Raw genomic sequence first — 21724 nt, 5'->3', positions numbered from 1 at the left:
GCTTTCTTCGGTATGTCACAACCTTCCTCGCCGGGGGAGCGGTGCCCCCGATGGTCCACGCGAGTGCTAAGCCGCTTCGAATGCTTGTTGGTTATCCGCCCGGAGGCGCCACCGACGTCATTGCGAGACTGATCGCGCAGCATCTCGGCGAAAGTCATGTTGAAACGGCCATCGTTGAGAATCGGCCGGGTGCGAGCGGGCGTATCGCGCTGGAGGCAGCGCGCCGTGCCGATAGGGACGGCTCTACGGTTATCGTCACTCCGGACTTTCCACTTACTATCTTTCCGTCCCTGTATCGGAAGATTGCATACGACCCAGTCCAGGACTTCGTGCCCGTCTCGATGGTGGGTAGATCGGAATTTGCGCTATGTGTCGGGCCGGGCGTTCCTTCGCATATCGCGACCGTAGCGAAATTTGTCCAATGGTGTCGCGCAAATCCCAGCCACGCACTCTATGGTTCGCCCGCACCCGGATCCACGGGGCACTTTGTGGGGACGATGCTCTCCCGGGCAGCCGGGCTGCAGTTGACACATGTGTCGTACAAGGGGGGCGCGCAGGCCATCCAGGATCTACTCGGTGGTCAGGTTCCTGCGAGCATCAATCCAATCGGGGAAATCCTTTCTCATTTGCCAAGCGGCAAGCTTCGCGCTCTGGCAACGACGGGCGGCAGTCGTTCGGCCTTTCTTCCCGCTGTTCAAACGTTCCGCGAGTCAGGATTTCCGAGTGTTGTGGCGGAGAGTTGGATCGGGGTGTTTGCACCCCGATCCACGGATCGAGCACGAGTGGTGGCGTTGGACTCGGCGCTCTCCAAGGTGCTTCAGATTAACGCTATCGTAAGCGGCTTCGCGAACTTTGGCATTAGTGTTTCATACGGAAGCGGTGAACATCTTTCGTTAGTTCTGCGCTCGGACCTGCAGCGATGGAGTGGCGTAGTAAAGGATTCGGGCTTTTCGCTTGACGACTAGACCGACGAAGTCTCCTGGGCCGCAGGGCGCGCTCACCGACGTAAGCACACTGGATCAGACGTGGATGAGTGGCCTGGCAATGCTCGCGGGCTTCAGACAGGCAGATATGCGAGCGTCCTGCCGTGCAACTCGCTTCGATTCCCCAACACCCGCTAGCCATTCGGTTGGCAACATTGTGCGAGGTAATGTGGTGAGGAGTTACTGGCGCTGCACATGCAGGCGTTGAGACGATATCTCAGTGTACGGTTCTTGATCCGGGATGGAACAAATCCTTTTCCCGCCGCAAGCTTGTGGGGCCTTTCCCGGTTGGCCACACTTCCTGAAAGGGCCCGGAGCGCAATCGCCCTGCTATCCGGGGCTGGGCAAGTTACATCGTAGCCGTGTTCCAAAGGAAGGTCTGTTCGTATGAGCCTTGAAACCGTAGTTGTCGTTGGCGCCGGACAGGCAGGTGCATGGGCGGTGCGTACGCTACGCTCGGAGGGATTCAAAGGTCGGCTCGTCTTGATTGGGGCAGAAGACGCTCCCCCTTATGAGCGGCCACCCCTAAGCAAAGAGCAACTGCAGCGAACACCCCCAGTCATGCAGTACTTGATAAGCCCAGCGGAATTAGCGGAGCTTGGTATCGAATGGATACGATCGAGTCCGTGCACGCGTATCGACCCGTCAGGTCAGTTCGTGGTGCTTTCCGCCGGCGAAGCCATCGGGTACGACAAACTCATTCTGTGCACCGGAGGGGCCGCACGACTTCCCACCATACCCGGCATTGATGCGAGCTTCGTCCACACGCTGCGCACCATCAAAGATGCGGAGCGATTGCGCATGGACCTGGAAGATGGTGTGCGGCTGTTAGTTATTGGGGGTGGCTGGATCGGCCTGGAGGCGGCTGCAGCCGCGCGCGGCGCCGGCTGCAGTGTGACATTGGTGGAAGCGGCACCGTTGCTCTGTGCGCGTACCGAGTCGCGGATGCTCTCCGCGTACCTGGCGCGGTTACACCGTTCTAATGACGTCGATGTTCGTTTGGGCCAAAGTATCCGTGCGCTTGATCGGCAGCCGTCGGGTGGGTGCCGTGCTGTATACACGGACGGGGCGGTGCAGGAGTTCGACGCCGTCGTTGTTGGCATTGGTCTTGTTCATAACGACGGGCTTGCCCGAGAAGCTGGCCTATCGTGCGATCGCGGGATTCTCGTGGATCAGCAGTGCCGCACGTCCGACGCGAAAATCTATGCGGCGGGGGACGTTACGGTGATGCGCGCGAACGGGGACGCGCAGCTACGCCTGGAATCCTGGCAGAACGCCCAGGACCAGGGGATTGCGGCGGCGCGTGCGGTGCTCGGCCAGCGCATCCATTACCAGCCGATCCCGCTTTTCTGGTCTCATCAGTATGACGTGTTGGTGCAGATCGCCGGCAAGTGCGAACCAGGTCGGTCGCTCATCACGCGTGGTGCCGAATCGGGCAAGCTAGTTACCGTTGAGTTGGCCGACGACGGGCGAGTGGTCTCGGTGGTGTGCGCAAACGCGCCGCGCGAGTTCAGGCAACTTCGCAAGTTTATGGCTGAAGGCGTTCGCGTGGATGCCGGGCGGTTGGCCGATGCCACGGTACCGCTCGGGGCAGTGCCGGCATAGTTTCACCACCAGAGCACCATAACGGGATGATGGCGACGGCAGAAGTCGCGGTTTGAAGGGAGGCTAACCCAATGCGTTTCCATGAGATCGATAATTTGTCGGCGGTGGCGTACCAATTTTTCGCGGGACTGGACAGCCGCGACCACGAATCCACTGCACGGCTAATGGCGAGAGAGGGTATCTGGCATCGCCAAGGGGTAGAGCTTGTCGGGCCCGTCGCAGTACTTGAGGCCTTGCGGCAGCGTGATTCGACAAGGAACACGGCACACCTGGTGACAAACCTATGGATCGAGCATGAGACGGAAGTAACAGCACGCCTGCGCTACTACATGACCGCCTACGAATCGATGCGCGGACCTGATGGGCGCGTGAGTGCGCCAAAACTCCTAGGGGTGCGCGACTGTACGGATGATCTTCTCATGGAAGACGGCCAGTGGCGTATCCGTTGCAAGAAAAGCAATTTGATCATGCTTGGCGCGTGAACACAGATAGCGTCACTCTACCGCGGAAAACCGACATGCTAGCTCCTTTGATCATCGAGTCCATCGCAGCTGAGTTCTTTGATGCAGAGAAGACGCGCACACCGATCAGGCAGATCTCTGTGCGGTACCCGCAGATCACCATCGCCGACGCATACTCGATACAGCGTGCGTGGGTGACTAGAAAAATCAATGACGGTAATCCGTTGCGCGGCCACAAGATTGGACTGACTTCGCGCGCCATGCAGATGGCTGTCGGAATCAACGAGCCCGATTTTGGGGCTTTACTTGATGACATGTTCTTCCAGGATGGCGCGACGGTCCCGACGGACCGTTTCATCGCACCGCGCGTCGAGGTCGAGCTCGCCTTTATCATGGGGCGCAGGCTTGAAGGGCCAAACGTCACGCTATTCGATGTCCTTGACGCAGTGCGCTACGTGACCCCAGCGCTGGAGATCATCGATTCTCGCTCTCATATGGTGGATCCGGAGACGAGGGGCACGCGCAAGGTTTTCGACACGATCGCCGACAATGCCGCGAATGCGGGTGTGGTCATGGGCGGGCGGCCGGTTCGCGTTGACAATGTGGATTTAAGGTGGGTCAGTGCGATTCTGTCGCAGAACTCCGTTATCGAGGAAACGGGAGTAGCCGCTGGCGTACTGAATCATCCGGCGAATGGCATCGTCTGGTTGGCAAACAAGTTGTCCACGTACGATGTCGCGCTGGAAAAGGACCAGGTGATTCTGAGTGGATCGTTTACGCGGCCTGTCTTCGCCAAGAAGGGCGATACGCTGGTAGCCGACTATGGTCCACTAGGACCGGTTTCGTGTCACTTTGGATGAGTGCTATGACTGAGAATCTGTTCAAACGAGCATTGGAGCAGCGCAAATCCCAGATAGGGTTGTGGCTCGGCATTCCGAATGCATACACGGCAGAGATGCTTGGCGGGGCAGGATTTGATTGGTTGCTGATTGACGGGGAACACGCGCCCAATACACTCGAAACAATATTAGCGCAGTTGCAGGCATTGGCCGCATATCCGGTGCATCCGGTTGTACGTTGCGCGTGGAACGACCCTGTGGAGATCAAGCGGCTTCTTGACCTCGGCGCAAGAAACCTGCTTGTACCGATGGTGCAAGACGCCCCGCAGGCTGCGGCCGCCGTCGCGGCCACCCGCTATCCGCCACGTGGCATCCGCGGCGTTGGCGCGGCATTGGCACGTGCTTCGCAATGGAGTCGTTCCACTAACTACCTCGCCCGGGCCGACGACCAGCTTTGCGTGCTTGTGCAAGTGGAAACTCGCGTGGCGTTGGAGAATCTTGAAGCCATACTCGCGGTAGATGGCGTCGACGGGGTCTTCGTTGGCCCATCGGATCTTGCCGCTGACATGGGCCACTTAGGAAATCCGGGCCATCCTGACGTCCAATTTTCGATAGAGAAGGCCATTGAACGTATCTGCCGCGCCGGTAAGGCTGCCGGCATCTTGATCGGTGATGAAGCCCTTGCGCGGCGCTATCTCGAGCTGGGAACAACGTTCACTGCAGTTGGCGTTGATACAACGCTTCTCACGCGCAGTGCTGAGTCACTCGCGCGACGGTTCAAAGCGGACGATCCGGTCGCTGAGCAGATCGCACTTCCGCTAAATGTGTATTGACTACGCTCCGGATCTCTCCTCGCAATTTCTCGCACTGCGGCAACGCTACGCCACCATGAAAGTCCTAGCTTTTCATGCGTTGAATGCTCGCTGAGAATGTCTCTGTAAGGGCGCGGGCGTCTCTTTGTCCCATGGCGGCTGTAGCAGCCAAACCGTGGCGAAGTCTCGCTGGCCCGAGAATCTGTGCTGCCACCTGAGGCGCACTGATGAGCATGGTGCTCCGGGGAGAAGTGATGAGCAGGGTAATGACCGAGTTTATGGAGGATCACGCGCATGTTGGGGGAGGGTTCGAAGATCTCACCACCCTGCGCATATTCGTCCGGACTGTCGAGATTGGAAACTTCTCTGAAGTGGCCCGGCGCATGGGCGCGAACCCGGCCATGGTTAGCAAGCGCGTCGCCGCGCTTGAAAGTCGAGTCGGTCAGCGTCTGCTGAATCGCAACACCCGCCGACTTGTTGTGACTGAAGTTGGCCAGTTGCTCTACGATCACGCGATGCGCGCGCTCCACGAGCTCGACCGAGCGGCTGAGGAAATGTCCTGCATGCAGGATGAGGCGACTGGACATTTGCGCTTGACTGCTCCGCTCATGTTGGGGCAAGCCATTATTGCGCCGCGCTTGGCGAACTTCATGCGGCAGAACCCACATCTATCGCTAGACTTCAACTTCTCCATGGAGAAGCTCGATCTGTACAAGGCTGGTATCGATGTGGCCGTGCGAATTGCGGATGAGCTGGATCCAGGCCTAAAGGCAATCAAGCTTGCCCCATACAGTCGGGTGTTCTGTGCGGCGCCGGGATACCTTGACGCATACGGGACACCCTCCGTCCCGGAAGATTTGATGGACCACAACTGCCTGATCACACGCGGTTACACGTTCAGCACGCGATGGCAGGTTCGGCGGGACGGCGACATTGGGAGCGTACACGTCAAAGGGAACTTCGCTACTGACAGTGGCCAGACTGTGCGGATGCTTTGCCTCGCTGGCACCGGCATCATGATGGCACCGCGCTGGCTGGTCGAGCCAGACCTGGAGGCTGGGACCCTCTGCGAAATCCTGGCGGAGTATGTTCCCACGAATCGAGCCGTATATGCCGTACTGCTCCAACGCAGCACGACGTCTCCGAAATTGGGGGCTGCCGTGGAGTTCCTGCGCGAATGCTTCACCGGATTGCGGTAGCTCGACGTAACTACCAACGTGCTTACTACAGAGCGACGTAGCGCTTGTTTGACTGCTCACACCTTTGTGAGATCAGCAATCACCAATCGTACTTTGGCGAGGCAAAGGAGATACACGCACGCCGCGGCGATATTGAGCGACCACAGCCCCTTCTCGTGACAGCGTTGATCCCCTCCTTTCTGGAACAGATATTGTTCCGCTCAGCGCCGTAGCCTCCTCGATGGTTTCCTACCACAATGCAATCAAAGACAAGGTCAAATCCCGCTGCGGGTAAGGCCAAAAATGTAAGGAGACTATTCCATGAACGAGGAGCGCTGGCTGGACGTGTGCGCGGCTGAGGAAATTTCGGAGGAGATGCCGCTGCCGGCCGTTGTCGACGGCAAGGAAATCGCGCTTTATCGCATCGAGGGCCAGGTGTATGCAACAGATAATCTCTGCACTCACGGCAGCGCTCGACTATGCGACGGGTTTCTAGAAGGTCACGAAATCGAATGTCCATTGCATCAGGGACGATTCGATGTCCGAAATGGAAAGGCGATGTGTGCCCCGCTAACGTCCGACCTGCGTGCTTATGCGGTCCGGAAGATGGGAGAGCGCATCCTCGTCAACCTCGAATTCCAAAGTTGAGCGCGTGACGAAACGGATGCTGCTGCCTCGGCAGTGTCCGTCCGCTTGGGCTCCACCAAACCTCATTTCGAGTCTCGATATTTGGAAGTTCTGATATCAGGCTCAAGGAGAGAATAGTGAGACTGGTCAGTTATCTCGTTCCCGGTGAGCAAGCGCCTTGCATCTCGTTCGGCGCGGTGGTGGGCGGGTTGATTATCGATCTGGCAACGCCGGTTGCAAGGACGCTTCGTGAAGCGTTGGAAACTGAAGGTATTGACGGCATCGCGCTTCGCTTGATTGCGAAGGAGGCCACAGAAGGTGTCGCCCTATCTGACGTCATGCTGCTCCCGCCCATCACAGATCCGCAGAAAATTCTGTGTGTTGGCTTGAACTATCCGCTGCACGCTAAGGAAGCGAATCTGCCAGTGCCGGAGCGTCCATCGTTGTTTGTGCGCTTTAGTTCTTCCTTCGTCGGACATGGCGAACCTGTCTTGCTTCCGGCCGAGTCCGAACAGTTCGACTATGAAGCCGAATTGGCCGTAGTTATAGGACGTTCGGCCCGCCGCGTACGAGAGGAGGAGGCTTTAGGTTATGTGGCGGGTTATTCGTGCATTGCCGAGAACTCAGTGCGCGATTGGCAACGACATTCGACACAGGCTACTGCGGGGAAAAACTTCGTCGCCTCAGGCGCCTTCGGTCCTTGGTTGGTGACACGAGACGAGGCACCCGCGCCCGAGGAGATGACTGTGATTGGTCGACTCAATGGCAAGACTGTCCAGCGTGACAGCGGGGCAAACATGATCTTTCCAGTGGCCAAGTTGATTGCTTATCTATCGACATTCACGGAGCTTCGTCCGGGGGATGTGATTGCGACTGGCACGCCGGCGGGTGTGGGTATGTCGCAGAAGCCACCCCGTTTCCTTCGCAATGGCGATGTGTTTGAGGTCGCTGTGAGCGGAGTCGGATCACTCCGCAACAGGGTCAAGAATGATTGGCAGGATTGAAAAAGGAGCAGTGATGAACGAGGCAGCCATCTGGCTCAGCGAGCAAGAAATTACCTCGCTTGTTAGTCTGAAAGATACGGTGGGGGCGCTGGAGGATGGCGTGCGGCAATTGGGACTGGGCGAAGCGTTCAATGTTGCGAAAGCACTCGGTAGCATCGGTGTTGCATCATCCATGCACTCGCTTGGATCCGCAATGGTCAAGGCCGGATACTGTGGATACAAGAACTGGATCAATACGCCCAAGGGTGCTAAGGCCGTGTTTGTTCTCTTTGACTCCAATGAGGGCCGTCTCTTGGCAGTGATGGAGGCCAACTGCCTGGGCCAACTGCGCACGTCGGCAATCACTGGTCTCGGCACGCAATGGCTTGCGCGCAAGGACGCCAACGACATGGCGATGATCGGTACCGGCAGGCAAGCGCTCGCACAGGTCGCCGCCGTTCATCTGGTGCGCCCTTTGGAGCGCATCAGAATCTGGAGTCCGACCCCTGAAAGGCGGCGCGCCTTTTGCGCGACCGTAGCTGGGCAATTCGGTTTCGATGTTGTGGAGGCCGCAACGCTGGAGGAAGCAACCGATGGCGCATCGATCGTTACGACGGTTACGCGAGCCAATGCCCCGTTCTTGACGTCGGGAATGTTGTCGCGCGGTGCGCACCTGAATGCCGTCGGAGCAATTCTTCCAGGAAATGCTGAGGTCGATCAGAACGTGTTTGCGCGCGTCGGCTTCATCGCCGTGGATGACATAGCGAATGCGCGCAAGGCGTCCCGAGAACTTATCGATTACTTTGAGAACGGGCCTGGTGGAGGCGACTGGCAGCCAGTTCACGCACTCGGCAGCGTAATTGCCGAGCGCAAAGCTGTGCCGGGTGATTGTGACCTTACGCTTTTCAAGTCCATGGGCATGGGCATCTCCGACCTCACCGTCGCCACCTTGGCATACGAGCGCGCCTTGGAAAGTGGAAGCGGTACGCGCTTGTGCGTGAACGGCAAGGCCTCCATTCGCTGGGCTAGTTGAGCGAAGCGCGAAAAGGCGACAGAACGATAAAAGGAGACACAGATGAACAGCGATATCACCTTGGTTGACTTGAGCGGTGCGCCGGCACGAACGCAAGCTTTCTGGCCAACCGTCGTGCTGCGCAAAGCAGTCATTGAGGCAGAAATAGATCGTCTAGCAAGCCTGTCTAGACCAGCGAACGGCTTACGTGCCGCAGCAGTCAACCACCCCATGAATACGGGACCGGTTCCGGCCTTCGCCCCTGGCATCGACGTTCAGATTATTGTGCTCAAGCCCGGCGAGAAGAGCGAATCGACGCTGCGAAACTCGAGTCGCGTCGATATGTGCATCCGCGGCAGCGGTGTGGTGAGAACGGGATCGCAGGTATTTCAGGTCGCGCGGTTCGATGTATGGAATACGCCATCGATGCAACCGCAGGTTGTAGAGAACACGGGGGATGATCTATTTGTCCGGTTGTCCTACAGCAACGCGCCATTGCTTGAACGGCTCGAAGTCCATTACGTCAGTGATACTCCTCAGCCGATCGAGGCACTTGCTGGCGCTAGCGAAGCGACAAGAAACACGCATCGGGCGCGCGATGCGTCCACGCCGATCCAAATTGGTTCGGACGGGGCGCAGTTGCTTGGTTACGAATGGCTCGTCGACATCGACCCCGTAGAATCCAGGGCGCTCCATTGGCCATGGAACGATGTTTCTCCTCATCTGGAAACGGTCTATGGCATGGACTTGGGCTACACGGGCAGGCATCTTTACGTTTTGTATAACCCGGCGACTGAGCGTCGGATCGGTACCTCGCCCAGCTTTTTTGCCACCATCGCCAAACTTCCGCCAGGAAAGGTCGATAAACCTCACCGGCATACATCGGCGGCGATCAACTACATCATGTGGGGGCACGGCAAGAGCGTGGTAAATGGTGAAAAGATCGAGTGGTCGGAAGGGGATTTGCATTTCTCGGCGCCGGGCTGGTCGGTACACAACCATGCTTCGCGAGAGCAGGGCTTCATTGCACTCACGATTCAGGATCATCCATTGCATATCGCAAACGAATCGCTCTTGTGGCAGGAGACGCTCAAGTCGCCGATCCTGAAACTTGGTTCGGAGTGTGGTGTGCAGACGAACCTCATGGGTCCACAGGAGTGATGACATGAGAGTCAGGATAGCCCCGTTGGTCACCGACCTGCGCCGCAATGCGGAACTGATCATGCTGGAAAACGAGGTTCGCAGCCTATACGAGGAGGTTGGCGATTCGCTCGATCACGATCAGGTGGAACGGCTCCCCTCGTATTTCATCGATGATTGCATGTACCAGGTGGTCTCCCGAGAGAACTATGCCGAAGGCCTACCGCAGGCGACCGTCTATTGCGACGGCATCAGTATGGTGCGCGACCGTGTTACTGCGTTGCGTGAAACCCAGGTGTTTGTACCACGTATATGGCGGCATTTCATCAGCGGCGTTCGTGTCACAGGGATTGCGGAGGGGGAGATTCATGCTAGGGGCAATTTTCTCCTGACTGAAGCAATGTCCGACGCTGACCCCACGATATTCCTGGTCGGCCAGTATCTTGATGTACTGGTTCGCGTGGGCGATAGCCTGAAGTTCAGACAGCGTCTTGCTGTATTTGACAATCACCACGTGCGACGTTCCCTGATCGTGCCAGTGTGACAAGTTGCGGGAGACAACGATGGAACAAACACTGCAAGCCGCATCCGCTCCAACGATCGCCGACGAACGTCGTTGGCCGCGCAAGGGTTGGACGCGCGTACCCTACTGGGTCTATACCGATCCCGGAATCTACCAACGAGAGCTTGAGACGTTCTACTACGGGCCAACATGGAACTACGTAGCGCTTGAGTGTGAGATTCCTGAACGAGGCGCGTACAAGCGTAGCTGGATCGGCGAGCGACAAGTCGTAGTGGTCCGCGGGGAGAATGATAGGGTCCACGTCTGGGAGAACCGTTGCGCGCATCGCGGAGCCCGGGTGTGCTGGAAGAATAAAGGAAAGGAAGAGTCCTTTACCTGTCCATACCATCAGTGGAACTACAGTTTGGACGGGAGCCTTCAAGGTGTACCGTTGAAGCGTGGGGTGCTCAAGAAGGGGGGAATGCCGTCTGATTTTGACAATAGCCAGCACGGTCTCCGCCCCCTCGCGGTGCACGTCGAAGGAGGCACAATCTGGGCAAGCTTTGCCGAGAACCCACTGCCATTCTCCGAGTATTGCGGGGAAGAAGTCTTTACTAACCTCCGTCGTCAGTTTCCTGGCAAGAAGCTTCGGTTACTCGGATACAACCGTCAGCTTATCCCTGGCAACTGGAAGCTCTATTTTGAGAATCTGAAGGATCCCTACCACGCGACGCTACTGCACTCGTTCTTGATTACGTTCGGCCTGTGGCGTGCAGATACTCAATCCGAATCGATTCCGGGTGATGCAGGCCATAGCATCATGGTCTCTCGCAACGTTGGGAAAAAGAAATCGGAAGCCGCCGTCGAGATAGCGCGATTCAAAGAGGCGCTCGAGTTGAGGGATCCTGACACGGTTACGCCGCGGCCCGAGTTCGAAGATGGCAAGGTGGTGGCCATCGCACATTTTCCAAGCGTCGTCATCCACCAACAGGCCAACACGCTCGGCATCCGGCACATCATTCCGAAGGGTACCGATTCCTTCGAGCTGGCGTGGACTTTCTTTGGTTACGAAGATGATGATGACGATATGACGCGTCTGCGTGTTCGTCACGCCAACCTTTACGGCCCTGCGGGCTTTGTCGCAATGGAGGACGGTGAGGTGCTATGTGAGACTCAACTAGGTGCTCATCATTATGGGCACCGCGCCGCTGTGGTGGAGATGGGTGGGCGTGAGGTCGAGAGGCAAGATCACATGGTGACGGAGGTGCTTATCCGGGCGTTCTATAAGCACTACCGGGAAATGATGAACCTGTAGGCCGCATCCCTTCAAACCTCGCAAAACGATAAACCGGCCTTCTGACTGCCAGCGCAGTCTGTGATGCTGCCCATTGAGAACGGTGGAGACATGTACAACTATCAAGAGGATAACGGCGTCGCGACCTCGCGTCGTCATTTCATCAAGAGCGCGGGAGCGCTTGGTTCCGTTGCATTGTTCGGAGGCTTACCCCCGGTCGTACTCGCGAGGTCGACTGCACCGTTGCGCATCGGGGTGTTAAACACTTTCTCGAAAGTTTACGCGGCGCTGGGAAACGCCAATCTCAATGGCATGAACCTCTACTTCGAGGAGATCGGACATAAGATCGCCGGGCGTAAGGTTGAGCTCGTCAAGGAAGACGATGAACTCAACCCCCAAGTAGGACTGCAGAAGCTGAAGAAGCTCGTGGAATCCGATGCTTGTGATCTCATCACCGGTATCCAGGGCAGCAACATCGCGATGGCGGCAGTTCAGTACATGCGCCAGAGCCAGGCGTTCGTGCTGTGCTCGGGCGCGGGGATCACCGACTTGTCGTACACAGGCCTTCCTTACCTCTTTCGCTGCTCAACGTCGTCCTACACGACGCTGGCAACAATGGGAGAATGGTTGTATGCCAACCTGGCAAAGGAGGCGGTTATCACGGCTTCGGACTTTGCCGGTGGCCGCAATGCGGTGGCCGAGTTCAAGGTCGGCTTCACACGGCGTGGTGGGACGGTTGTCAAGGAAGTCTACCCTCCGCTTGGCAACAATGACTTCAGCCCATACTTGGCCGACATTCGCAGCACTGGTGCAAAGGCGACCTTTGGCTTCTATGCCGGTACAGATGCAGTCCGGTTCGTCAAGCAGTATGACGAGTACGGACTGAGCAAGAACTGCCGGCTGACCGGTTCTGGTTTCATGCTGGAAGGCGACACGCTGCCGGCACAAGGACGCGCAGCCCTTGGGGGCATCAACGCGCTGCACTACGCAGACACGCTGGACAACGCCGCGAACAGAAAGTTTGTGGCGGATTATCGGGCTCGGTACAAGGAGTTCCCGAATGTGTATGCCGAGTATGGATACGTCGCGGCTCGCATTCTCCATACGGCGATTGAGTCAGTGGACGGAAATACGAGTGACAAGAACAAGCTGCGCGAAGCGATGCGTGCAGTTAAATTCGATGCGCCGCGCGGACCGTTTCGCTTCACCCAGGAAACGCAGAGTCCGACCCACAACGTATACATCCGGGAGGTCGCCGAACTGGATGGCCGCATCACGAACAAGGTAATTCATACCGTGCGTGACGTAGCGGAGCCGGCCAAGCGCCCGCTCTGACCTGACGCGCACACGAGCCAATCGCAAGTCGGCAGCCAGATGGATGGCTGCCCGGGTATCTCATACCTTCGAGAAGACGCTATGGATTTCTTTGTTTCACAATTGATCAACAGCCTGTGCCTCGGCGCGTTGCTGTTTATGGCATCTGCTGGATTGTCGCTAATATTCGGCCTGATGAACGTGGTGAATCTCGCGCATGGCTCGTTCTTCATGTTCGGCGCCTTCTCAGCGCTTTCCATCATAAAGTTGACCGGGAGCTACTGGTTGGGCTTGGGGATCGGGTGGATTCCCGCGTTCGTTGTCGCCATCCTGATGGAGCGATGCTTCATTCGTCCGATGTACGCTGGGGGACACCTTAAGCAGGTGCTGCTTACCTTCGGTTTCGTCATGGTCTTTGGTGACGCTTGCAGGTTTCTGTGGGGTACCGATATTCGAACCTTCGCACCCCCGGACGCGCTGGAGGGGAGTATCCAAATCGGCGGGGCGGTTCTGCCGCTGTATCGGCTCTTCGTTGTGGCATCCGGCGCTGTCACCTCCCTTGCGATTTGGTGGTTTCTGGAGCGCAGCAGAGTCGGCGCAATGGTGCGAGCAGGGGTGGACGACGCGGCCACGGCCGCCGGAATTGGGATTAATGTCCCGCTTCTATTCTCCGCGATCTTCGCGCTTGGCGCCGTCCTTGCAGCGATCGGGGGAATTATCGCGGGGCCAATCCTCGGTGTCTATCTGGGTATGGATATCGACATCCTCATACCAGCATTTATCGTGGTCGTGATTGGTGGGATGGGAAGTCTGCGAGGCGCGCTCGTTGGCGCGTTGCTCTATGCATGCATCGATACGTTTGGTAAGGCGTTCTTCCCAGATTTCGCGCTGTTTCTGGTTTACTGTCTGATGGTGGTAGTGCTACTAAGCCGGCCCCACGGCCTGTTCGGTGTCGCAAGGGGGTAAGCAAATGACGCTCCGAAATCAATCGATCGCGTTTGCGTTGATGAGCCTACTGTTGGTCGCCGGAGGATTCGCATCGGACTATGCGCGGGAGATCATTGCTGAGGTGTTGATCTTTGGCATCTTTGCGATGAGTCTCAACCTACTCGTCGGCTACACGGGAATGATGTCATTCGGCCACGCAGCTTTCTTTGGCGTATCGACCTACACCGTCATTGCTCTTGGTGTCCATCTCGGACTTTCCGGCTGGCTAGGTCTCGTCTCAGGGGTTGCCGTTTCCATGTTGCTTGCTGGGATCATCGGCATGTTCTGCATCCAGGTTAGCGGGATATCCTTCCTGATGCTCACCATGGCGTTCTCCCAGTTGCTGTTTGCGGCGGCGTTAAAGTGGCGAAGCCTGACTGGGGGTACCGATGGATTGACCGGATTTGTTGCGCCTGAACTCTTCGGCGTTAGCCTGGCTCAGAGTTCCAGCGCGCGTTACGCGGTGATCGCGATCGGCTTCGTCGTCGTTGTGATCCTGTTCTCTTGCCTCGTTCGTTCGGCGCTTGGGTCGATTTTCATCGGTATTCGCGACAATGAGCAGCGAATGCGGGCTATTGGCTATCCTGTGCAGCGCTTTAAGTTGCTTGCGTTCGTGATTGCCGGTGGACTGGCTGGTGTGGCAGGTGGCCTATACGCGTTCCTGAACGCATACGTGTCGACGGATATCCTCCATTGGCAGCAGTCTGGCGACGCAATGATCATGGTCGTGTTGGGGGGCAGCGGTACCGTCATCGGGCCAGTCGTCGGCGCGGGGATCTTCCTGTTGCTCAAAACCATTGTCAGTTCTCACAACGAGTACTGGGCGTTTTGGGTGGGTGCGATATTCATCGTATGCGTGATGTTCCTGAAGGATGGCGTTTGGGGACTAGTCTTGCGCAGCCTTGTAAAGCGTAGCGTTGCCTCGTGCGATGAGTCGGGCGTGGCGATTACCAAGAGGATCTCGGAGGCAGAGAATGACGTTGCTTAGAACAGAAAAGCTCCGTAAGGCCTATGGGAGCCTCACGGTCACCAGGGACGTCGACCTGGAGGTCGCGGTTGGCGAACGGCACGTGATCATCGGGCCGAACGGTGCCGGAAAAACAAGCCTGGTTCATCAACTCTCAGGTCAGATCAAACCAACTGCGGGCCGGATTTTTTTTAAGAACATCGATGTCACGGGGGCCGCTCCAGAAGCCGTCTGCCGGATGGGAATGGGGCGCACCTTCCAGAAAAACAACCTTTTCTTCAGCTTATCGGTGCGGGAAAATGTGCGCCTTGCCGTCCAGGCGAAGCACGGCGGTTGGTACGACGCAATGCGTAGTGTCGCATCGAAGCGGACTCAGTGGGAGCGCGCCGACCAACTCCTCGAACAGGTCCGTTTGTCAGGTGACTACGGCCGCTCCGTATCGAGTCTGTCGTACGGGGAGCAGCGGCAGCTTGAAGTCGCGATGGCGCTCGCCACGGATCCCGAGATGCTACTGCTCGATGAACCGACTTCAGGAATGTCCCCGGCGGAGACCGATCGTATGATCGATCTCGTGCGCGAGCTCCCCGCCTCCTTATCGATACTGATGATTGAGCACGACATGAAAGTCGTGTTCTCGCTCGCCCATCGTATCACTGTGCTCTACTACGGTGAGGTTCTTGCATCGGGAAGTCCGCAAGCGATTCAAGGCGACGCCCGCGTGCGGGAAGTCTATCTCGGAGGGAAGCACTGATGCTCGAAGTCAATGACATTCATACGTACTACGGCGACAGTCACGTCTTACGAGGAATTTCGCTAGAAGTGAAGGCGGGGGCGGTGACTTCGCTGCTCGGTCGCAATGGCGCAGGGAAGACGACAACAGCGCTCTCGGTAATGGGATATCTGAAGCCACGTAAAGGGAGTATTAGCTATCACGGGAAGGCGATCGTCGGGGTCGCATCCCATCGCATATCCCGAATGGGAGTAGGCTTCGTTCCGCAGGAGCGCGGGGTCTTCCCGAGCTTGTCGGTGGAAGAGAATCTGACCGTTGCCGCGCGGGGAGGACACGACCGCCGATGGACGCTGGAGCGTGTCTATGAAATGTTTCCGCGCCTAATGGAGCGTCGGAAGAATCGCGGCTTCCAGCTTTCCGGCGGAGAGCAGCAGATGGTCGCGATTGCGCGGGCTCTGATGCTGAATCCCGACGTCATGATTCTGGACGAGCCATCAGAAGGGCTCGCGCCTCTTATTGTCGATGAGATTGTAGAGTTCTTGCGGAAGATGAAGGCCGAGGGCCTGGCAATTCTATTGATTGAGCAGAATCTTCGCGCGGCGCTGGACTTAGGCGATATCCATCATGTCTTGTCCAAAGGGGAAGTATGTTTCAGTGGGACGAGCGATCAGCTGCGAGGTAATGAACGAGTACTGAGTGATTACCTGAGTGTCTAGGGCCACGTAGCGCGCGGGCGCTGCGATGGGTGGGAGACGAGGCCAACGAGCCAGTCTCAACGCCCTGTTCGGCTGGAAGGGCGTCGTGGCCCTTCCACTCGCTCAGCAAGCACCCGCGCCCCGCTTTTGAGAATCTCTGCCTGGTAGTCGAGATCCTCTGCCGAAACCATCTTCGTGGGAAAGGCATTGCCAATCGCGGCAAAGATGGAGCCGTCATGGGCGATAACGGGGACCGCCAGTGCGCCGATGCCAGGCACCCGCTCGCCGTCGGACGAGGCGTAGCCGCGTCGGAAGACAAGATCTAGTTCGTCGACCAATTGAGTCTTATCTGTAATGGTGCGCCCAGTCAATCTATCGAGTGACGCTTCTTCGAGCATCTGCTCGCGAACATGACGGGGAGAAAATGCTGCGAGTACCTTCCCTGCCGCGGTGGCGTGAAAGGGAAAGTATGAGCCAAACGCCGAGGATAGTTCGACAGGTACGGGCCCGGCCATGCCCAACAGATAGAGTGGCTTGAGGTGATCAAGAATGGATAGGGTAGTGTTAAAGCCGCTTCGATCAACGATTCCCCGCAGGACAGGAATTGCATGCCTCGTCAGAGGGTGAATCTGTACGAAACGAGAACCAAAGACATACGCGGATAAGCCCACCGCGTATGTCCTGGACTTCGAGTCCTGCTCCAGCCAACCGGCATCTCTGAATGTGCTCAACACCCGTGACATCTGGCTGCGCGGCATGCCAAAGCGCTCGGACAATTGACTGACCGACTGGGGCTCTGTGCTGTCGATGAATGCCTCAAGAATACGGAGTGCAGTGGAGATCGTCTTCACGGTTTGAGGTTGCAAATATAGCAACAAGAAGGTTAGTGATGGACAGAATCTTGACAGGATAGTCTGCAGAAGTCTCTGATCTAGCGGGTATACACCTAAATGTTTAGGAGAATGCGATTGCAAATAGAGCAACTTCTTACCTTTCCTTGCGTAGTGCAAATTTCCGGTGAAACAATGCGACAAAGGCGAATCGGAATATCACGTGCGGGTGCGAAGGGCGTGGAAAGTACACGGATCAAACGGTCTATGTCGGATTCTTAAGAATCTAGGTAGCGTGGGTTTCGTCAACGCAACCAGCGACAGGTGTACTTTCAGTTTTCGATTAATAAGAGGACCAAAGACCATCAGAGCAGTTCAGGCGACTAAATTGAATCGCTAACTAGGAGGAGATAGATGAGTACAATTTATTCTTCGGTTGATGATTTATCTTCACGCGAAGAGATGCTGACCGCCATCGGTGTCAGGCGACAAAGAGTTTCACTGGGCGCGACGGTTTTGATACTGTGCATCTATTTTTCGTTCGTGATCGTTGTCGCTTATTTCAAAAGCATTCTTGTTGTCCAGCTAGTGCCGGGATTGTCGATTGCGATCGCCGCTGGCGTTGCGACGATCATTATCGCGCTGCTAATAACATTCGTTTATGTCATCTGGATCAATTGCGTGCACGATGTTTCCATGCACGCTTTCGAAGGGAAGGTGAAATGAAATGGGGGGCGTACTCAGTAACGGTCGTGCAAATTTCAGTTCCACGGCGTTCTTTGTCCTGTTCTTGCTTACAACCCTGATCATTACCTGGTGGGCGGCAAGACGCACAAAAACAGCTGAGGAGTTCTTTACTGCTGGCCGGAGCATCGGGCCGTTGCAGAATGGGGTCGCACTTGCGGGTGACTTTGTTGCCGCGGCGGGATTTCTGGGTATCGCAGGGCTGGTGTCCCTCGTTGGCTTCGATGGACTGATATACGCCATCGGCGGTGTGATTGGGTGGCCAGTGATGTTGTTCCTCTTCGGTGAGCCACTCAGGAACCTCGGAACTTACTCGTTCGGCGACGTGCTCGCGTACCGACTTAACGCCCCGCGTATTCGCATTGTTACCGGGATCACCACGCTTGGCATCACGATTTGCTACCTGGTCATGCAGATGGTAGGTGCAGGCGATCTGATTCATCTACTGTTCGGGATGGAGTATGACGTCGCGATCTGGATCGTTGGTGGCTTCATGCTCGTCTACGTGATTTTCGGCGGCATGCTCGCAACGACATGGGTGCAGATTATCAAAGCGGCGCTGATGTCCTTGGCGGCGGTGATGATGACCCTCATGTCACTGTCGCACTTTCAACTTAACCCGATAAAGTTGTTTGCTGACGCAAGCGCGGTGAACGGCGATGCGGTGCTCGCCCCGGGGCGGCTGATTTCGAACCCGCTCGACGCGATCTCGGTGAGCATTGCACTTGCACTTGGCGTGGCCAGCTTGCCACATGTCCTGATGCGGTTCTTCACAGTCGCGGACGGAAGGGCTGCGAGAAAATCCCTCGTCTATGCCACGACTATTATCAGCATCTTCTTGCTGCTCACATTTGTTCTCGGATTTGCAGCGATGCAACTCGTTGGCAAGACCGCGATTGCGTCGATGGACAAAGGCGGCAACATGGCCATTCCGCTTTTGGCTGAACGCCTTGGTGGGGTGTCCTTCCTTGGCTTCGTGTCAGCAGTGTCGTTTGCGACGATCCTTGCCGTCGTCTCGGGACTTCTGATAACAGGGGCTACGACGGTGTCGCATGATCTGTTTAATGCTGTGCTCAAGAAGGGGCAGGCGACGCAAACGCAGATTATGTTTGTTGCGCGGTCCGCGACAGTGGCGTTGGCGTTGGTGGCCATCGCGCTCGGGTTGGTTCTCCGCGGGCAAAATGTGGCGTTTCTCGTGGGTCTAGCAACGGCAGTCGCCGCGGCAGCGAATTTTCCCGCCATCTTCTTGTCGATCTATTGGCGGCGATACACCGCGAGTGGTGCGGTTTGGGGAATGATGATCGGACTGGTGTCAAGCCTGGTCCTTATTTACCTCTCTCCGACGATTCAGGTGGACGTACTTAAACATTCGGCGGCAGTCTTCCCGCTTCGCAACCCCGCAATTGTCTGCGTTCCACTGAGCTTTGTGACAAGCGTCGTGGTGTCATTGCTGACTCGCGGTCAGGGCGATCCGCTTCGGTATCGTCGGATTGCGGAGCAGATTCTTCTTGGCCAACGGGAGGCATAAGTGGACTTGGCACGGCTCAACTACGGCACACGGGCGCGCATAGGCGTGATCCTGCCGTCGGGTAACATCGCCGCTGAAGCAGAGTTGACGGCGATGATGCCGCAAGGTGTCTGCATGCATGTCACACGCCTGCCGCTTGCCGGCAGTCGGCGCGAGCAATTGTTAGGCATGATCGATGATGTCGAAGGCGCCGCTTTGCTGTTAAAAGACGCACAACCCGATCTTATCGTCTTCCATTGCACGGCCGTTTCCACGTGGGATGCGACGCTGGACGATGTCATTCGGCAGCGTATCCACGATGCAACCGGAATCCCCGCGACCACTACAGCGCACGCTATCGTGCAGGCCCTGGGGGCGCTAGGCGGTCAACGCATCGTGTTGGTCAGCCCATACATAGAAGAGATCAACCGGCGCGAATCCGACTTTCTTGCGCTTCGCGGCGTTAAGGTCTTGGCAGCGCATGGCTTGGCGCTCAGCACGCCAGGGGACATGTTCCAGGTGGAACCTCGCGAGTGGATAGACATGACCGTCGCCGCGCGTGACGCGAGTGCGGATGCTTATTTCATCAGCTGTACGGCTATCAGGTCCCTGGGTGCGGTGGCACCTCTCGAAGAGATTCTGGGCCGCCCTCTCATAACCAGCAATCAAGCCATGGCGTGGCATGCACTTCGCCGTGTCGGAGTTAGCGATGGCCTGCCTGGGCTTGGATCATTGTTTATGAACTGAGCGGCAACACGGGAAAGCCGCGCGGCCTTGGCCTTCGGCTCATTGGTAGTGCCCCATTTTTGGAGACCATATGCAAACGTCTGATAGTGAGCGCGATGTCGCTCCCATTGCAAATAGCGCGCGGCAATGGCGCGAGGAAATGGAAAGAATGGCTCAACGCAAGACACCGAGCTTCTTCCATATTCGCGCGCGTCTGCCGAAGCAAGGGCGCACCAATCAGGTACTCGGCGCGTCACCGTACATGAACGTCGTACTGAAGACGTACGCCAGCGGTGGAGAGAATGAGATTCACGCGCACACTAACGAGGACCATGTCTTCGTAGTATTGCAGGGCGGTGCGACGTTCTTCGGCCCGCGGGGGGAGACGAAGAATGTCGGCAAACTCGACTGTGTTCTTGTCCCTGCTGGCGCCTTCTATTCCTTTCACGCCAACGAAGGCGAGCCGCTGGTGATGCTACGTGTCGGCGCTGCAATTGATCCTTCATCAGATGTGCTCGCGCGAGTGGATGAACATGGCAATCCCTTTGACGGATACTCGGAAAAGAACCGCGAAGTTCCCATTATCCTGGACGAGCAAAGGTGGTTTGAGTAGCCATTTGTGAGGCAACGCCATATCGCACTATCCAAGGATCGGAGAGATGATCGAATTCTGCCAGCCGCCGGACCCGAACCCGCGCAAGCCCCTGTTGCACTGCCCGCCGGGAACTACGGATTGCCACGTTCATGTGTACGGGCCATTGGGACGCTATCCAGTGGCTTCCACTCGTGCGTTTGATGTTCCAGACGCCCCTCCAGAGGATCTTGCAAAGGTACTCGATACATTAGGCGTGGCGCGGGTGGTTCTGGTGCAACCGAGCGGATATGGTACGAACAACAGGCGGCACCTCGATGCCCTGCGGGAGGTTGGGCGACCCGCCAGAATGATTGCGGCGCTACGCTCCGATGTCACGAGCGATGAGTTAAAGGAGCTCGACCGGGCGGGTGTGCGCGGCGTTCGCTACACCATCGGTCACGCGGGCGCCGCCCCGCTCTCGGAGATGCCGGTGCTCGCAAAGAAGATCGCGGACCTCGGGTGGCATGTCCAGTTGCATGTCATGAATGATGGCGGTGGCGCGCCTTTAGCCGAGATGTCACCGCTATTGGCTTCGCTGCCAACGCCCGTCGTGATTGATCATCTTGGGTCCGTACGACCGGATGCAGGAATCGATCAACCGGGATTTCGTGCATCGCTGAAGCTTCTCGAGTCCGGCCGGTGCTGGGTCAAGTTGTCTGCAGGGTACAGGATGGGCGCAAAGCCTCCCTATCCTGAGTTGTTGCCTTTCGTACAGAAGCTGTTGGAGATCGACAGTGATCGACTTGTATGGGGAAGTGACTGGCCGCACGTAGCCTTCAAAGGCACCATGCCAAATACCACCGATCTACTCGATCAGATGCTGACATGGGTGGCGGACGAATCCCTGCGAAAAAGAATCCTGGTAGACAATCCCGCGAAGCTGTACGGATTCTAGTTCTCCGGCCGCATTGGATATCACCATGCGCTATTCGATACAGGCCACCGCTCCATAAACCTTCTAGCCTGTCAGGACCATAGCGCTCCGCCTTTCGCGACGGGTTGGGGCGTCTTGCCAAGGGAGAGCGAGGTGCTCGCGTGCCCTGCGCGTGACGTGATCCAATACTTCAGTCGCTGCGTTCAACCTCGCGTCTAAGTGGATTAAGTTTCCGCGAGGTTTTGGCGACTGTCGTATATATTTTTGTCCGTCAATATAA

General features: G+C 57.1%; 23 protein-coding genes. 22 read left to right on the top strand and 1 reads right to left on the bottom strand.

Annotated elements, in window-relative coordinates; genetic code table 11:
• Window positions 1-80 precede the first annotated feature (80 nt).
• The 17 genes from ACO550_RS22405 to ACO550_RS22325 all read left to right on the top strand — a co-directional run bounded on the left by ACO550_RS22405 (window position 81) and on the right by ACO550_RS22325 (window position 16150).
• Entirely contained in the window at window positions 81-965 is an 885-nt protein-coding gene (locus tag ACO550_RS22405; protein ID WP_315594178.1) for a tripartite tricarboxylate transporter substrate-binding protein, read from the top strand.
• Between the two features lie 405 nt (window positions 966-1370).
• A complete protein-coding gene (locus tag ACO550_RS22400; RefSeq protein WP_315594179.1) occupies window positions 1371-2588 on the top strand; it encodes an NAD(P)/FAD-dependent oxidoreductase in 1218 nt (405 codons plus the stop codon).
• 71 nt (window positions 2589-2659) lie between these two features.
• A complete protein-coding gene (locus ACO550_RS22395; RefSeq protein WP_315594180.1) occupies window positions 2660-3070 on the top strand; it encodes a nuclear transport factor 2 family protein in 411 nt (136 codons plus the stop codon).
• Window positions 3071-3105: 35 nt separating this feature from the next.
• Complete coding sequence (gene hpaH / locus ACO550_RS22390; protein ID WP_315594181.1) at window positions 3106-3909, top strand: 2-oxo-hept-4-ene-1,7-dioate hydratase; 804 nt, start codon at window positions 3106-3108, stop codon at window positions 3907-3909.
• Between the two features lie 5 nt (window positions 3910-3914).
• The gene (gene hpaI, locus ACO550_RS22385; protein ID WP_315594182.1) at window positions 3915-4721 is read left to right on the top strand and encodes a 4-hydroxy-2-oxoheptanedioate aldolase; all 807 of its coding nucleotides are present in this window, start codon (window positions 3915-3917) and stop codon (window positions 4719-4721) included.
• A gap of 206 nt (window positions 4722-4927) precedes the next feature.
• The gene (locus tag ACO550_RS22380; RefSeq protein WP_315594183.1) at window positions 4928-5899 is read left to right on the top strand and encodes a LysR substrate-binding domain-containing protein; all 972 of its coding nucleotides are present in this window, start codon (window positions 4928-4930) and stop codon (window positions 5897-5899) included.
• Window positions 5900-6199: 300 nt separating this feature from the next.
• Window positions 6200-6526, top strand: coding sequence for a Rieske 2Fe-2S domain-containing protein (locus tag ACO550_RS22375; protein WP_315594184.1), 327 nt, complete (start codon window positions 6200-6202; stop codon window positions 6524-6526).
• Between the two features lie 116 nt (window positions 6527-6642).
• Window positions 6643-7509 carry a fumarylacetoacetate hydrolase family protein gene (locus ACO550_RS22370; RefSeq protein ID WP_315594185.1) on the top strand — a complete coding sequence of 289 codons (867 nt, stop codon included), beginning with the start codon at window positions 6643-6645 and terminating at the stop codon, window positions 7507-7509.
• A gap of 13 nt (window positions 7510-7522) precedes the next feature.
• Window positions 7523-8521, top strand: coding sequence for an ornithine cyclodeaminase family protein (locus ACO550_RS22365; protein ID WP_315594186.1), 999 nt, complete (start codon window positions 7523-7525; stop codon window positions 8519-8521).
• Window positions 8522-8563: 42 nt separating this feature from the next.
• Window positions 8564-9661 (top strand): cupin domain-containing protein, encoded by a 1098-nt coding sequence (locus ACO550_RS22360; protein WP_315594187.1) that lies wholly within the window; start codon window positions 8564-8566, stop codon window positions 9659-9661.
• A 4-nt stretch (window positions 9662-9665) separates the two neighbouring features.
• Window positions 9666-10184 (top strand): aromatic-ring-hydroxylating dioxygenase subunit beta, encoded by a 519-nt coding sequence (locus tag ACO550_RS22355; protein WP_315594188.1) that lies wholly within the window; start codon window positions 9666-9668, stop codon window positions 10182-10184.
• A 19-nt stretch (window positions 10185-10203) separates the two neighbouring features.
• Complete coding sequence (locus ACO550_RS22350) at window positions 10204-11457, top strand: SRPBCC family protein (RefSeq protein ID WP_315594189.1); 1254 nt, start codon at window positions 10204-10206, stop codon at window positions 11455-11457.
• A 90-nt stretch (window positions 11458-11547) separates the two neighbouring features.
• Window positions 11548-12771, top strand: a complete 1224-nt coding sequence (locus tag ACO550_RS22345) for an ABC transporter substrate-binding protein (protein WP_315594190.1) — start codon at window positions 11548-11550, stop codon at window positions 12769-12771.
• Between the two features lie 81 nt (window positions 12772-12852).
• Window positions 12853-13716 (top strand): ABC transporter permease subunit, encoded by an 864-nt coding sequence (locus tag ACO550_RS22340; RefSeq protein WP_315594191.1) that lies wholly within the window; start codon window positions 12853-12855, stop codon window positions 13714-13716.
• 4 nt (window positions 13717-13720) lie between these two features.
• On the top strand, window positions 13721-14725 hold the full coding sequence (locus ACO550_RS22335; protein ID WP_315594192.1) for an ABC transporter permease subunit: 1005 nt from the start codon (window positions 13721-13723) through the stop codon (window positions 14723-14725).
• Entirely contained in the window at window positions 14712-15455 is a 744-nt protein-coding gene (locus ACO550_RS22330) for an ATP-binding cassette domain-containing protein (RefSeq protein ID WP_315594193.1), read from the top strand. The genes ACO550_RS22335 and ACO550_RS22330 overlap by 14 nt, the downstream gene beginning before the upstream one ends.
• A complete protein-coding gene (locus tag ACO550_RS22325) occupies window positions 15455-16150 on the top strand; it encodes an ATP-binding cassette domain-containing protein (protein WP_315594194.1) in 696 nt (231 codons plus the stop codon). The genes ACO550_RS22330 and ACO550_RS22325 overlap by 1 nt, the downstream gene beginning before the upstream one ends.
• A 56-nt stretch (window positions 16151-16206) precedes the next feature.
• Here the strand turns inward: ACO550_RS22325 and ACO550_RS22320 are convergent, their stop codons facing one another.
• Window positions 16207-16980, bottom strand: coding sequence for an IclR family transcriptional regulator domain-containing protein (locus tag ACO550_RS22320; protein WP_315594195.1), 774 nt, complete (start codon window positions 16978-16980; stop codon window positions 16207-16209).
• Between the two features lie 393 nt (window positions 16981-17373).
• On the opposite strand from ACO550_RS22320, the gene ACO550_RS22315 reads away from it, so the two are divergent.
• The 5 genes from ACO550_RS22315 to ACO550_RS22295 all read left to right on the top strand — a co-directional run bounded on the left by ACO550_RS22315 (window position 17374) and on the right by ACO550_RS22295 (window position 21465).
• Window positions 17374-17685, top strand: a complete 312-nt coding sequence (locus ACO550_RS22315; RefSeq protein WP_315594196.1) for a DUF485 domain-containing protein — start codon at window positions 17374-17376, stop codon at window positions 17683-17685.
• A gap of 1 nt (window position 17686) precedes the next feature.
• A complete protein-coding gene (locus tag ACO550_RS22310; RefSeq protein ID WP_315594197.1) occupies window positions 17687-19231 on the top strand; it encodes a solute symporter family protein in 1545 nt (514 codons plus the stop codon).
• Window positions 19232-19237: 6 nt separating this feature from the next.
• Window positions 19238-19957, top strand: a complete 720-nt coding sequence (locus tag ACO550_RS22305) for an aspartate racemase/maleate isomerase family protein (protein ID WP_315594198.1) — start codon at window positions 19238-19240, stop codon at window positions 19955-19957.
• A 70-nt stretch (window positions 19958-20027) separates the two neighbouring features.
• Entirely contained in the window at window positions 20028-20549 is a 522-nt protein-coding gene (locus ACO550_RS22300; protein WP_315594199.1) for a cupin domain-containing protein, read from the top strand.
• Window positions 20550-20595: 46 nt separating this feature from the next.
• Entirely contained in the window at window positions 20596-21465 is an 870-nt protein-coding gene (locus ACO550_RS22295; protein ID WP_315594200.1) for an amidohydrolase family protein, read from the top strand.
• Window positions 21466-21724: the final 259 nt, after the last annotated feature.

It is taken from the genome of Cupriavidus sp., assembly GCF_057315035.1.
This window is presented reverse-complemented; position numbering and strand designations above follow the sequence as displayed.